Raw genomic sequence first — 14,016 nt, 5'->3', positions numbered from 1 at the left:
AAGTTTATCGACGATCCGGGCCGGGCGACAGTGCTCTTTAGCTGGGGTTGGAAGTCCTGAAGCGGGTCAGCGCAGGGCCGTCGCTCGCAACCTGCAAAATGGTCCGGACTCGTTGGCCGGATTTGGGTTGAGCGGGGGGCCGACGACGGCTGGGGGGTGAGATGCCCCGGTCTCAGAGGGCTCTCGTCGTCGCCGGCCCCGTCTCTGTTCCGGATGGTGCATCCGGAAAATCGTAGGCAATGTACATACACCCTGGCCAGTCGTCCAAGCGCCTGCTGCCATGCCTCCAGTAAACCCTGTGCGGGACGTTAGGGCACGAGTACTTCGTACTTGTTTCTGAGGTCCGCCCGCTACCCGACTGCGTGGATATGTTCCGGCAGCAGCAAAGAACGCACTTCCACAGTCCGTCCCGCAGTCTCTGAAATGAAGGGTTGCCCGACGGCGGGCTGGGTCGAGTTCCAGGCATGGGAGAACCGGTATCTCTATGCGCCGCCGGCCTGTTGCCGTCTAGGCCTCTGCCGTCGGGCCCCGGCCCAGTTGGTTGATCAGGTGGCCCTACACAAGGCATGCTCCCGGCACCCAGGGTGTCGGGAGCATGCCGTGTGCAGAATGGATCAGTTGCGTTGACAGATTACTGTTTCAACGCCCAGAAGGAGAGTCAAAAAAATCTCCCAGGGGGTGGTGCTGGTCTAGACCACCAGGAGCTCAGGTTCCCTCCAAATCCCGGTCCACATTGAGCTATCACCTCAGGGCCGGGAGGGCCGCCGACCCGGCACTTGGCGCCGCACAGGAAAAGCCAACGCACCGAAATCTACCCGGGGGACATACCAGCGGCCTGGACCGGATCTTCATCTTCATTGAGATAGCCCCCGGGGAGCACCCTCAAAGCCTTTCCAGGTCCCACGCGGAAATCTTCGAAGAGGACGACATTTTCTTACCGAGTGACGGGCAGCGTGGCGGCGGAGTCACGGCCGGCGATAATGTCCCAGTCGGAGACCCTGTTCCCACGGTCTTTCAACATGTCCAGGTGGATGGTCCGGAATCAGAGCGGAAGGCAGCCGCAGCTCTGGCGCACTACGAGCTGGACGGGCAGTTCCTTGTTCTCTGCGGGCTTTTCCGGATGCTCGAATCTGTCAAGCAGGATTCCGACGGCGGTCCTTCCCATGAGCTCCATTGGCTGACGGATGGTGGTCAGCGGCGGGCGGGAGATGAGACCTGCTGCGATTCCGTCGAATCCAGTGACGGCGATTTGTCCCGGGACGTTGATGCCACGGGCAGCGAGTTCGCCCATTATGCCGAGGGCGATTTCATCCTGGGCGCATACCAAGGCTTCAGGTAACGATTCCTGGGCCAGGAGAACGTTTGCCAGTTTCTCCGACCACCCTTGTGTGCGCTCGTCTGCCACCAGCGGGTCGCGCAGTTCCTTTAGCCTCGAGGATTGGAGTTGCTTCTGGAAGCCCTCGTAGCGTGCCAGCGAGTCCGGGAAGGCATAGGCCGGCCGGACGAACTGCAGATCCTTCAACCCGTGTGTGGAGATTAAGTGCTCGGTCAACAATCGCATTCCGCCTGTGTTGTCGCAGGTGACAAGGCTTCGTGCGTCGGTGTGTGGCCGCTCGGAAAATTCGACAACAGGGATCATCTTGGAGATGCGTTCAAGGACGTCGTCGGACACAGATCCCGGGAACACAGCCAGTCCATCTACCTGGCCGGCAATATCGGCAAAGGCCGTTTCGCTGTTTGCCTGGCTGCCGCCGCTGACGATCAGCGTGTACCCGCGCCGTCGGCACTCCAGGGCCACACCGCGCTGCACCTCGTCAACGTAAACCGGAAAAGACCGAAGGTCGGCATTTGAATCATCGAAGGAGGGAGTAGTGGCCCCGTCCATGTCGACTGCAGGACCGTCATCCGGCCCGGCGCCCAGAGAATAGTAGTCGAACGAATAGATTCCCAGCGCGCCCGTCCTGCCACGGGCCAGCCCGCGCGCGCTGCCGCTGGGAACGTAGCCCAGCTCCTTGGCCGCCGCAAGCACGCTTTCCTTGGTTGATCGCCGCACGCGGTGCGGCTGCCGGAAGGTGAACGAAACGGTCGCGATCGATACACCCGCGCGCTCCGCCACGTCGTAGACGGTCGGTCGCCTGACCATTGGGCTCTCCCCCCTTCGCCTAGTTTGTTATGCGCTTAGCATACGTCAAAACGACCAGCCCAGGCCGTCATGTGTCTGGGTACCAACACCTTCGCAGATCCGTACGGGCTTCAAGGCGTCCCAGGCGCTGTGGTATCTCCCTATCCGCTCAGCAAGACAGTCCTCCAGACGCGAATCATTGATCGGGTCGCTATTGTCGGCGCGGGCCTCGCTGCGGTTGATGTGGTACTCGCGCTTAAGTCCTCGGGACATCAAGGGCCGATTACGATGGTCCCCCGGGGTGGACTCCTGCCTCCGGTGCGTCCTCCCCGGCTTGATGACCAATTGCGGCACTTTACGGTCGGCGCCGTTGAACGGCTGGCAGGGCTTAAGCAACGGGAGCCCCGACGTCAGGGCGGACCTACTCGCGAGCACCTCCAGCTGAAGGACATGATCGATCTGATGTGGAGGGAATTCGGCGAGGCCGGCGCCTCCAGAGATGCCCTACTTCATGAACTGTTTCCCCAGCGCTACGGCCTGGAAAGGCTCCGAGATCAACTCAAGAGCGTGGATGACGGCGAGATCGCTCTCCCTCTGGCCTTCAAAATCCTTGCTACTACGTTCGAAGAAGTGTGGTAGCTCATGGGGCCGGAAGATAAACAGTTCCTTCACTCCAACTTCGGGTCGATTGTGGGCGGCCTAGCTGCCCCGATACCACAGAGCCGTGCCTTGAGCTGGTCGATATGGCGGAAGCCAGTCAGCTCAGGGTTCACAGAGGTCTTCAATCCGTGCGGCCCACAGGCACCAGCCAGTTCGAGCTTTGCCTGGAGGGAACCCCACCGCAAACTGTCGATAAAGTCATCTCGGCCACCGCGCTGGGTAGTCGGATCCCGCCAACGGCAGTTCCAATTATTGAGGCTGTGACCAGCTCCGGCCAGGCGCGGTTGCACCTCTTCGGCGGTTTGGAGGTGGACCGAACCGCCAGCCGCATTCTTGACGACCGGTTGACACGCCAACCACGGCTCTATGCCCTCGGGGGAACTGTCAGCGGAGCTCTTTACATTTTAATTCCCTGAGTTTGACCCGCCGACGTTCAGCTCACGTTGCTGACGCCATTATCGGTGGGTGTGCGAGCAGCCCCGACAGCCAACAGGACAGGACGATTTTGATGGCATAGCACGCCCTTGGAACGCATGCTGTGAGGCCCCGATAGCACCACCCATAGAGCCGCTCGCCAGCCGGCCTTCGTCCATCCAGACCACCGGATCAGCGATCCGCCTGCGCAGACTCTCCCCGGAGTCAGCCGTTATCACCGTGTTTAGGGCAGTGCGGATCAGTTGGTTTTGGGTACACGGGGTGGTAACGCCATCGCGGGCAGCTACAGCCGGGGTTGACGTTCGTGGCCCGCGTCCACGAGGACTCCGCTCCGGTACCAACTATCGGATCAGGCATTGGCGACCGACCCAGTGAGAGCCCCGATGCGCCCGGCGACTGCGATTTGTTGCGCGGATCGGATACCAGCGATGGCAGCGTCCTCATGTGGATAAGCATCAGAGGTGAGCATCACCGAACCATCCACTGCGACCACCGGAACCTGTGGTCCCCGTCCCCGTCCAGATACAGTTCAAGGCTAGCGGCCATAGCGTTCTCCTAACCTGATGCGGAGCTTGCATGCTCCGACTCAACAAAACCGTCTTGGTTTAGTACCGGCCGCGCCGCATATCCTGACGGCGAACGGATAGAGAACCCCCTCCTTCCAACACAGAGCGTCACGAATCATGCCATGTCCGGTATACACCGTGATGCTCCTGCTTCAGCAGATTCCCCAAGTCGGCGGTGCAGGGAATGAGAGGACAGGCATGCCCAATGCACTGATCACGGCCCCTGCGGCGCCGGTCAACGGGAGCCACGGGGCCGCCCTGCACGCACTGAACGCCATCCGAGGTGCACCCAGGATGGCCATCCTCAGAAGCATCAGAGCCGGAAATTGGCACACCGGCCGGGAAATCGAAGACCTGATCGGGTTTTCAACACAGGAAGCCTTGCCGCACCTGGCTGTGCTCCAGGACCTAGGCATCCTCCTGCACGACGAAGGTCGCTTCAGTCTCAACACAGAAGTCCTACATTCGCTGCTTCTCCAGACCCGGGGACCATCTCCAAGTAGAGGTAAGGTCAGTCCTGCTGCTCCGATCCGGTATCTGGAGCTGGCCGGCAGCTGAGGCGACGCTGCCGCCGGCCTGATCACTTGGAACGGTGGACTAAGCCCGGAGATGCCTCACTTGGCGAAGACCAGCCTGCCGCTCGGTTCGATTGCCCAATACCGCTTCAGAGAGACTCAACGTGAGCCCAACAGACTTCGTCATTTTCATCAACGGGACCTACGGTGCCGGGAAAACATCAACCCTGGACCACATTGGTGACTTGCTTTCAGAAGCCCGGAAGCCTTTCAGCCTGATGGATGTCGATTGGTTCCATCGTTCATGGCCCCCAAGCGAAAACGACCCCACAGACACTGAGACCGAGGCCGCCAACATGGCTGCCGTCTGGCGCAACTACAAAAAACACGGGTGCACGACAACTCGTGGTTAGTGGAGTCATCGCCGGCCTCCAGGACCGCGCGCGCTACGAAGCCATATTCGAGTTACCCGTCCGGCCCATCCGTCTCACAGCCACCTAAGAGGAGACAGAAAAGCGGCTCCGCCGCCGCTACACGCCCGAGCAGGACTCCAGCCTTCAATGGCACCTCCAGCGCTATCGCCAGCTCAACTCCACACTTACCGCAGCAGGCCTGGACGAAACCGTTGTCAGCGGGAAAGAGCCTCATCCTCAACATCGCACCGAATCACCATGGTCATCTGTTGATTCGCGAGGGCTTGCGAAGCGTGTAGCGTTTCTCCCGACGACTTTCCCGGAGACAGGAGTGTCTGGTGGATGATTCTTCATTCGTTGATCACGTCGCCGATGAGCTCGCCGCTCTTTCTGGCGTACTGGCGGTCTCACTCGGAGGATCCAGGGCATCGGCCTCCCACGGGCCGGGCAGTGACTGGGACTTTGCGCTCTACTACCGTGATCGCTTCGACCCCGACAACCTGAGAGCGCTCGGCTGGGAAGGAACCATCTCTGAGATCGGCGGCTGGGGCGGTGGCGTCTTCAACGGTGGGGCGTGGCTGGAGATCGACGGGCGGCGGGTGGATGTCCACTATCGCGATTTGAAAGTCGTTGAGCATGAGCTTGGAGAGGCCCGGCGCGGCCGTTTTCACATCGAGCCCCTCATGTTCCATCTGGCCGGGATACCCAGCTACCTGGTCGTCGCCGAAATCGCCATCAACCGCGTCCTCCGCGGCGACATGCCTCGTCCGGAGTACCCACAACGCTTGCAGGAAACGGCTCCGCCCATTTGGCGTGAGCGGGCGGCTATGACGCTGCACTACGCGCGCGCCGCCTATGTCGGCAGCGGCAAGCTGACAGCGGTGGCCGGAGCTGTCGCCACCTCGGCCATGATGACGGCCCATGCGGTCCTTGCTGCTCGCGGTGAGTGGGTCACGAATGAGAAGCGGCTCCTGGAGCGCGCTGGATTGCGTGACATCGATCAGCTAGTCGCAGGACTACGAGCCGACTCCCGTGTCCTTGATCAAGTGATCGACGAAGCCGAGAGCCGCTTCGCTGAGGCTTTGACCGATGCGATCCGCTAGAGGATTGCGAGCCTGGGCTCCCGGAATCAGGCGGTCAAGCAGCCGCAACTCTCGCGCACGATCAACTGAACCGGCAGCTCCTGGCTCCTGGCAGGCGTTTCCGGGTGTTCGAATCTGTCGAGCAGTATTCCGACAGCTGTCCTGCCCATTAGCTCCATTGGCTGACGGATGGTGGTCAGCGGCGGACGGGAAATGAGACCTGCTGCGATTCCGTCGAATCCGGTAACGGCGATCTGTCCCGGGACGCTGATGCCACGGGCCGCGAGTTCACCCATGATGCCGAGGGCGATTTCATCCTGGGCGCATACCAGGGCTGCGGGCAAGGACTCCTGAGCCAGGAGCGTGTCCGCCACTTTCTCCGACCATCCGGGCTTGCCTTCGTCGGCCACCAGCGGCTCGCGCAGTTCCTTCAATCCGGAAGATCGAAGTTGCGACTGGAAGCCCTCGTACCGTGCCAGAGCGTCCGGGAATATGCGGGCCGGCCCAACGAACTGCAGGTCCTCGAACCCGTGGGTAGAGATCAGGTGCTCGGTCAAACGCCTCATTCCGCCCGCATTGTCGCAGGTGACGCCGCTGACCGTGTCACTGTGGGGCCGCTCGGAAAATTCGACAACGGGGATCATCTTGGAGATGCGTTCAAGGACGTGGTCGGACACAGACCGGGGGAACATGGCCAGTCCGTCTACCTGGCCCGCTATGTCTGCAAAGGCCGTTTCGCTGTTTGCCTGGCTGCCGCCGCTGACGATCAGCGTGTACCCGCGCCGTCGGCACTCCAGGGCCACGCCGCGCTGCACCTCGTCAACGTACACGGGAAACAACCTAAGGTCTGCATTGGACGCGTCACCGGCCGGCCCCCCGGCCCCGTCCGCCCCGACTGCATCACCGTCATCCGGCCTGGCTCCCAGGGAATAGTAGTCATAGGAATAGATCCCCAGCGCGCCCGTCCTGCCGCGGGCCAGACCGCGTGCATTGCCGCTGGGAACATAGCCCAGCTCCTTAGCCGCCGTAAGCACGTTTTCCTTGGTTGACGGCTTGACGCGGTGGGGCTGCCGGAAGGTGAACGAAACGGTCGCGATCGATACACCCGCCCGTTCCGCCACGTCATAGACTGTCGGTCGCCTGACCATCGGCTCCCCCTTCACCTGAGTTGTTATGCGCTTAGCATATGGCAATTCAGCCTGTGCGCGTCATTCTGGCCCATTCTCCAGAAACTTTCTCAAAGTACTTGTGCTCGCGCATCAATGCGCATAAATTCTTTCCAAGCGAGTTTACGTAAAGCGCATAGATTCGGTTTTGCAAGGACGGCTCCGAACAGGCGGCCGGATCCCCGAAGCGCGCCATCTCGCTACTTGAAGATCTCCGAAAGGATCAATGATGCTCTCTCATAAGGCCCGAAAAGTGGCTGTTCTTGGCGTGGCAGCTGCGCTTCTGATGACCGGCTGCGGCCGCGATGCCGGAGCTCCGGCAGGAGCCGCCGCTTCCGCTGTCCCGATTGCCTCAGGCAAGGCGACAGGGACGATCACGGTGTGGGCGCAGGCCGAGGAAGGCGCCGCCCTCCCGCAGCTGGCCAAAGACTTCGAGGCCGCCAACCCCGGCGTGAAGGTCAACGTGACGGCAGTGCCCTGGGACGCCGCGCACAACAAGTACCAAACCGCCATCGCCGGCGGTACCACCCCTGACGTCGCCCAGATGGGTACCACCTGGATGAGCGACTTCAGCGACGCCTTCGAGCCGGTCCCGTCAGAGGTGGACACCTCCGGGATCTTTCCCGGGGCTTTGAAGACAACAGAAGTAGCCGGTACGCATGTCGGCGTGCCCTGGTACGTGGACACCCGGGTGGTTTACTACCGCACTGACCTCGCGGCAAAGGCCGGCCACGACACCTTCCCGACTACCTGGGACGGGTTCAAGTCCCTGGCCAAGGACCTGCAGACCAAGGCAGGCGCTAAGTTCGGAGTGCGGTTGCCCGTAGGCGAAGGAGATTCCTTCCAGTCCATGCTGCCTTTCCCGTGGTCCAACGGAGCCCAGCTGGTGAACGAGGACAGCACCAAGTGGACGCTGGACACCCCCGAAATGGTAGATGCCCTGAAGTATTACAACAGCTTCTTTGAAGAAGGCATCGCCGATAAGAGCCCGGCCACCGGAGCGGGCGCAGGCGAGGCTGCCTTCGTCAACGGCACGGTGCCCATGCTGATCGCCGGACCGAACGCCATCGGCCAGTTGGAGAAGGCAGGCGGTCCGGGCTTCGCTGACAAGTTCAGTGTAGGGATGATCCCCAAGGAGAAAACGGCTACGTCCTTCGTCGGCGGGTCCGACCTAGTGGTCTTCAAAAAGTCCCAGAACCGGGATACCGCCTGGAAGTTCATCCAGTACCTTTCCCAGCCCGAGGTGCAGACCAAGTGGTACAAGCTCACCGGCGACCTGCCGGCCAAGCAGGCTTCCTGGACCGACGCGTCTCTTTCCGGCGATGCCAAGCTCGCCGTGTTCGGGGATCAGCTGAAGGATACAAACTCCCCGCCGGCCGTCACCACGTGGACTCAGGTCGGCGCAGCCGCTGACACGCAGCTCGAGCAGATCATCAGGGCCGGCAAGGACCCCGCTGTTGCGATGAAGGAACTGCAGTCCACGGCTGATTCAGCAGGAACCGGTCACTAACGTGACGGCCACAACAAGCCGGCCCCGCGTGGCAGGAGCCGGCCGGCCCGGCGGACAGAGGACTGGATCCTCCTACCGCCGGCGCCGGCAGGCACTCATAGCCTGGGCCTTCGCGCTGCCGTTCGTGGCACTCTTCGGCGTGTTCATGCTGGTTCCGCTGATCTCATCGTTCGCGATGTCCTTCACCGACTTCACCAGCCGGGACGTCCAGAATCCCCTGTCAGTCGGATTCGTCGGGCTGGAACAATACAGCCGCTTGTTCGCCAACCCGCAGTTCCTGCGGTCCATGCTCAACACCGGATACTTCGTCGTGGTCGGCATCCCGCTGACCATGGCGGTAGCCCTTGGCCTGGCGGTAGCCCTGAACAGCGGAATCAAGCGCTTCCGGACCGTCTTCCGGGTGGGCTTTTACACGCCGGTGGTCACCAGCATTGTGGCCATTGCCGTCGTCTGGCGCTTCATCCTGCAGCCTGACGGGCTCATGAACACGTTCCTGGGTGCGGTCGGCATCCAAGGGCCCGACTGGCTCAACAGCACCACTTGGGCCATGCCGGCCATGATCCTCATGGCCGTCTGGCGCAACATGGGCACTCTGATGATCATCTTCCTGGCCGGCCTGCAGAACGTCTCGGCGGAGATGCTGGAAGCAGCGGAGGTCGATGGCGCCAATGCCTGGCAGCGCTTCACCAGGATCACCCTCCCCACCCTCCGCCCGACCCTGCTGCTGGGAGCGGTCCTGCTTTCGGTCGGTTACCTGCAGTTCTTCGAGGAGCCCTTCGTGATGACCAAGGGCGGCCCGCTGGATTCGACGCTGTCCATCAGCTTCTTCACGTTCAACCAGTTCGGGTTCGGACAATATGGCCTGGCCTCCGCCGCCAGCTATGTGCTTTTCGTCGCCATCGCGCTGTTGAGCCTGTTTCAGTTCCGTGCCCTCCGGTCGAAGGACTAAGGATCGCCATGACATCTCCCACCGAAACCCTCACTCCTGCCTCCCCGAGAGCCGAAACCGACACGCCGGGCGTGCGGCCCCGCCCGGGCAAGCGCCGCCGTCGGATCCGTCCCCAAACGCTGACCTATGTACTGCTCGTGCTTGGAGTTGTCGCCACCCTGCTGCCGTTCGCCTGGATGCTGTTGGGCTCGTTCAAGACCCAGGGCGAGCTCCTGCGCCGGCCGATCACGTGGTGGCCCGAGGACCCCACCCTGGAGAACTACAGCCAGTGGTTCACCAGCCTGCACATCGACACCTTTTTCTTCAACAGCCTGCTGGTGGCCGTGGTGACCGTGCTCGGAAACCTGCTGTTCTGTTCAATGGTCGGCTACGTACTGGCCAAGATGGACTTCCCGGGCAAGAAGTTCCTGTTCCTGATCGTCATGGTGACCCTGATGGTTCCCGGAGTGGTGACCTTCGTGCCGCTCTTCGTGATGGTCAGCAAGCTCGGCCTCGTCAACACCTACCCGGCCCTGTTCCTGCCCTTCCTTGCCGGGCCCCTCGGAGTCTTCCTCATGCGCCAATTCATGACGGGCATACCGGATTCCATCATCGAGGCCGCACGCATTGACGGAGCCAGCGAACTCCGGATCTTCACCCGCGTCGTGATGCCGCTTTGCGGACCGCCACTGGCCACCCTGGGAATCCTGACCTTCCTGACTTCCTGGAACAACTTCCTCTGGCCCCTGGTCGCTGCCCAAAGCCAGGACAAATACACCCTGCCCGTAGCGCTGTCCCTGTTCTCCACGGGACAGGACGCCACCAACTACGGCCTGCTCCTGGCCGGATCCGTCCTGGTCATCACACCGATCATCCTGCTGTTCATCATGCTGCAGCGCTACTTCATCCAAAGCGTCGCGGCCACCGGCATCAAGTAACCGCTGCCCTGCCGCGTTCCACACCGACCACCCAACGAGGTAAAGACATGCCCTATGCAGTCCAGCTGTACACCGTCCGCGATGCCATCGAGCAAGACCTTCCCGGTGCCATCAAGCGCCTGGCAGAGATCGGCTTCACCCGGATGGAACCGTATGACTTCGCCGCCCGCGCCGAGGAACTCGCCCGGGCCTTCACCGAGAACGGAATCACTGCCCCAACCGGCCACGCCCCGCTGCTGCTGACGGAGGACAAGGACGAGATCTTCGTCGCCGCCAGACGGCTGGGCATCGGCACGGTGATCGACCCCTACGTCCCGGCCGAACACTGGCAGGACGCCGAGTCCATCGGCAACATCGCCAGGCAGCTCAACGCCGCCGCCAGGAAAGGCGCGGAGTACGGGATCCGCGTGGGCTACCACAACCACCAGTGGGAACTGGAGTCCATCATCGACGGCCGCACCGCACTGGAGTATTTCGCGGACCTGCTGGACCCTGAACTGGTCCTGGAAGTGGACGCCTACTGGGTTGCCGTGGGCGGCCAGGATCCCGTGGACATCCTGACCAAGCTCGGAAACCGGGTCATTGCCATTCACATCAAGGACGGACCCGTGGACACCGACACCAAGGCCCAGCTTCCGGCAGGGCAGGGAAAGATCCCGGTGGCCGAGGTCATAGCGGCCGCGAAGCACCTCGAGGTCGGGGTCGTGGAATTCGATGACTACGCAGGTGACGTGTTCGACGGCGTCGCCCAGTCCCTCGCATTCCTCAACTCCCTCGAGCCTGCCTCCCAGACAGCCGGAGCCAAGGCATGAGCGCCGCAACAACTCCCGCAGACGTGTTCTCCGCGTCTTCCCGCCGGGGGCCGGTCGGCGTCGGCGTCATTGGTGCCGGAAACATCAGCAAGCAGTACCTGGACAACCTCACTGTCTTCCCGGACCTGAAGGTGTACGTGATCGCGGACCTCTACGAGGACGCCGCGGAAGCCCGGGCCAAGGAATACGGCATCCCGCAGTGGGGCGGCGTGGACGCCGCACTGAACCATCCCGACGTCGAAATCATCGTCAACCTGACCATCCCGGCCGCGCACGTGGAAGTGGCCACAGCCGCCGTCAACGCCGGCAAGCACGTCTGGACCGAGAAGCCCTTCTCCCTGGACCGCGAATCCGGACTGGGCCTGCTGAAAACGGCCGATGCCGCCGGAATCCGGCTGGGCTGCGCCCCGGACACCTTCCTCGGCGCCGGTCTGGAGACCGCCCGCAGGCTCATCGAACGCGGCGACATCGGCACCCCGCTGACCGCCATCACCATGTTCCAGACCCCCGGCCCGGAGTCCTGGCACCCGAACCCGGCCTTCCTCTTCCAGCACGGGGCCGGGCCACTGTTCGACATGGGTCCCTACTACCTCACCGCCCTGGTCCAGACCTTCGGCTCGGTCCGCCGGGTGGCCGCCGTCGGCTCTGCTTCCAAGACAACACGCGTGATCGGTTCCGGGCCCAGGGTCGGCGAAGAATTCACCGTAGAAGTCCCTACCCACATCTCTGCCATGGCGGAGTTCGACGGCGGCGCCTCATCGCACAGCGTGTTCAGCTTCGAATCCCCGCTCCCGCGTATGGGCTTCGTGGAGATCACCGGCACAGAGGCCACCATTTCCCTGCCGGACCCGAACAACTTCGACGGCGAGATCAAGCTCTGGCGTGCCGGCGACGAGGATTGGATCACGGTTCCGGCCACCGGTCCGGCCCCAGGCCGGGGAATGGGTGTGCTGGACATGGCCCGCTCCATCCGGGGCGGGATCCCGCACCGCGCCACCGGTGACCTCGCCTACCACGTGCTGGACACCCTGGTTTCGATCACCGAATCGACAGAATCCGGTGCTTTCGTCGACGTCGAAAGCACCGCCCCCGTCTCCGCAGCCCTCCCTGAGGACTGGAATCCCACGACAGCCACCCTCTAGGAATCACTCATGACTAGCTCCACCTCCAACAAAACTCTCGGCGTGGCGGCCATCGGCTACGCCTTCATGGGCAAGGCCCATTCCAATGCCTGGCGGAACGTGGCCAGCTTCTTCGATGTTCCGGCCTTCGAGCAGAAGGTGCTCGTGGGCCGGGATCCGGTGCAGGTTGCCGAGGCCGCGGCCAAGTACGGGTGGAGCGAGTCCGCCACGGACTGGCGCACGGTCCTGCAACGCGGTGACATCCATATCGTGGACATCTGCGCTCCGGGCTGGATGCACGCCGAAATCGCCATCGCGGCCCTGGAGGCGGGCAAGCACGTCCTCGTGGAAAAGCCTCTCGCCAACACCCTGGCCGAAGCCGAGGCCATGACCGCGGCGGCCCAGGCGGCACGGGCAAAGGGTGTGCAGTCCATGGTCGGCTTCAACTACCGCCGCGTGCCCGCCCTAACACTCGCCCGCGAGCTGATCGCGGAGGGCCGCCTCGGCACCATCCGGCACGTCCGGGCCTCCTACCTGCAGGACTGGCTCTCCAACGCCGAGTCCCCAATGACGTGGCGCTTACGCAAAGAAACCGCCGGATCCGGGGCCCTGGGCGACATCGCCTCCCACGCGATCGACCAGATCCAGCACCTCACAGGACAGCGTGTCATGGAGGTGACCGGTTCTCTTCGGACATTCGTGGCGGAACGTCAGGGACCGGATGGTCCCGAAGAGGTCACGGTCGATGACGCGGTTTGGGCGACCTTGGGAATGTCCGGCGAGATAAGCGCGTCCGTGGAGGCCTCACGTGTAGCCACGGGACGGAAGAACAGCCTCAAACTCGAAATATACGGTTCCAAAGGCGCGCTGCTCTTTGATCTGGAGAACCTGAACGAGCTCGGATTCCTTGATGCGACTGCCCCCATGCGGGAACAGGGCTTCCGGAGGATCTTGGTCAACGAGCCAGAACACCCCTACATGGGCGCGTGGTGGCCACAGGGCCACGTGATCGGCTGGGAACACACCTTCACCCATCAGATCCGCGACTTCCTGGCCGCCATCGACGCCGGGACCCCGCCATCGCCGTCTTTCGAAGAGGGACTGGCCATACAGCGTGTGCTGGATGCCGTCGAAGAATCCGCCAGCAACAAAAGCACCATCCAAACCGTCCGATAACAGTGCCAACTGACCCCCGTCGAAGGATTCTGACATGCCCCGCCCGTACACCCTGTTCACCGGCCAGTGGGCCGACCTGCCCTTCGAGGAAGTCGCTCGCCTGGCCTCCGGCTGGGGCTACGACGGCCTGGAAATCGCTGTGTCCGGGGACCACCTGGACGCCTGGCGCTGGGATGAACCCGGCTACGTCGAATCCAAGCTCGCCGTGCTGGAGAAGTACAACCTGAAGGTGTGGGCGATCTCCAACCACCTCAAGGGCCAGGCCGTCTGCGATGACCCGATCGACTTCCGCCACGAAGCGATCGTCGGCTCCAAGGTCTGGGGCGACGGAGATCCCGAAGGCGTCCGCACCCGAGCCGCGGAGGAGATGAAACACACCGCCCGGCTCGCCAAAGCGCTCGGGGTGGACACTGTGGTCGGTTTCACGGGCTCCTCCATCTGGCAGTACGTCGCGATGTTCCCGCCCGTCCCGGAGAAGGTCATCGACGGCGGATACCAGGACTTCGCGGACCGCTGGAACCCCATCCTGGACGTCTTCGACGAATGCGGCGTCCGCTTCGCCCACGAAGTCC

General features: G+C 62.7%; 13 protein-coding genes. 11 read left to right on the top strand and 2 right to left on the bottom strand.

From position 1 onward, the window contains the following. Positions 1–1,042 precede the first annotated feature (1,042 nt). The gene (locus tag J7E80_RS13685) at positions 1,043–2,143 is read right to left on the bottom strand and encodes a LacI family DNA-binding transcriptional regulator (RefSeq protein ID WP_215052425.1); all 1,101 of its coding nucleotides are present in this window, start codon (positions 2,141–2,143) and stop codon (positions 1,043–1,045) included. A gap of 129 nt (positions 2,144–2,272) precedes the next feature. Here J7E80_RS13685 and J7E80_RS13680 point away from each other — a divergent pair, with 129 nt between their 5' ends. The 4 genes from J7E80_RS13680 to J7E80_RS13665 all read left to right on the top strand — a co-directional run bounded on the left by J7E80_RS13680 (position 2,273) and on the right by J7E80_RS13665 (position 5,814). Beyond that, entirely contained in the window at positions 2,273–2,761 is a 489-nt protein-coding gene (locus tag J7E80_RS13680; RefSeq protein ID WP_215052423.1) for a hypothetical protein, read from the top strand. Between the two features lie 1,220 nt (positions 2,762–3,981). After that, positions 3,982–4,341, top strand: coding sequence for a hypothetical protein (locus J7E80_RS13675; RefSeq protein WP_215052421.1), 360 nt, complete (start codon positions 3,982–3,984; stop codon positions 4,339–4,341). Between the two features lie 121 nt (positions 4,342–4,462). After that, complete coding sequence (locus J7E80_RS13670) at positions 4,463–4,711, top strand: chloramphenicol phosphotransferase CPT family protein (protein ID WP_215052419.1); 249 nt, start codon at positions 4,463–4,465, stop codon at positions 4,709–4,711. Between the two features lie 338 nt (positions 4,712–5,049). After that, complete coding sequence (locus tag J7E80_RS13665; RefSeq protein WP_215052418.1) at positions 5,050–5,814, top strand: nucleotidyltransferase domain-containing protein; 765 nt, start codon at positions 5,050–5,052, stop codon at positions 5,812–5,814. 26 nt (positions 5,815–5,840) lie between these two features. Here the strand turns inward: J7E80_RS13665 and J7E80_RS13660 are convergent, their stop codons facing one another. Beyond that, positions 5,841–6,941 (bottom strand): LacI family DNA-binding transcriptional regulator, encoded by a 1,101-nt coding sequence (locus tag J7E80_RS13660; RefSeq protein WP_215052416.1) that lies wholly within the window; start codon positions 6,939–6,941, stop codon positions 5,841–5,843. Positions 6,942–7,185: 244 nt separating this feature from the next. Here J7E80_RS13660 and J7E80_RS13655 point away from each other — a divergent pair, with 244 nt between their 5' ends. The 7 genes from J7E80_RS13655 to J7E80_RS13625 all read left to right on the top strand — a co-directional run. Further along, positions 7,186–8,469 carry a sugar ABC transporter substrate-binding protein gene (locus J7E80_RS13655; RefSeq protein ID WP_311380836.1) on the top strand — a complete coding sequence of 428 codons (1,284 nt, stop codon included), beginning with the start codon at positions 7,186–7,188 and terminating at the stop codon, positions 8,467–8,469. Position 8,470: 1 nt separating this feature from the next. Continuing rightward, complete coding sequence (locus J7E80_RS13650) at positions 8,471–9,418, top strand: carbohydrate ABC transporter permease (protein WP_215052414.1); 948 nt, start codon at positions 8,471–8,473, stop codon at positions 9,416–9,418. A gap of 8 nt (positions 9,419–9,426) precedes the next feature. Further along, the gene (locus tag J7E80_RS13645) at positions 9,427–10,335 is read left to right on the top strand and encodes a carbohydrate ABC transporter permease (protein ID WP_215052413.1); all 909 of its coding nucleotides are present in this window, start codon (positions 9,427–9,429) and stop codon (positions 10,333–10,335) included. Positions 10,336–10,382: 47 nt separating this feature from the next. Further along, positions 10,383–11,147: a sugar phosphate isomerase/epimerase gene (locus J7E80_RS13640; RefSeq protein WP_215052411.1), complete on the top strand. Its 765-nt coding sequence runs from the start codon at positions 10,383–10,385 to the stop codon at positions 11,145–11,147. Then, positions 11,144–12,289 carry a Gfo/Idh/MocA family protein gene (locus J7E80_RS13635; protein WP_215052409.1) on the top strand — a complete coding sequence of 382 codons (1,146 nt, stop codon included), beginning with the start codon at positions 11,144–11,146 and terminating at the stop codon, positions 12,287–12,289. The genes J7E80_RS13640 and J7E80_RS13635 overlap by 4 nt, the downstream gene beginning before the upstream one ends. A gap of 9 nt (positions 12,290–12,298) precedes the next feature. Continuing rightward, positions 12,299–13,444: a Gfo/Idh/MocA family protein gene (locus J7E80_RS13630; protein ID WP_215052407.1), complete on the top strand. Its 1,146-nt coding sequence runs from the start codon at positions 12,299–12,301 to the stop codon at positions 13,442–13,444. Positions 13,445–13,478: 34 nt separating this feature from the next. Beyond that, positions 13,479–14,016: sugar phosphate isomerase/epimerase (locus J7E80_RS13625; RefSeq protein WP_215052405.1), on the top strand; the 538-nt coding region annotated here is incomplete at its 3' end.

Source organism: Arthrobacter sp. ISL-28 (genome assembly GCF_018613875.1).
Taxonomy (GTDB): Bacteria; Actinomycetota; Actinomycetes; order Actinomycetales; family Micrococcaceae; genus Arthrobacter.
The sequence above is the reverse complement of the archived record's forward strand: the minus strand, read 5'-3'. Positions and strand labels throughout refer to the sequence as shown.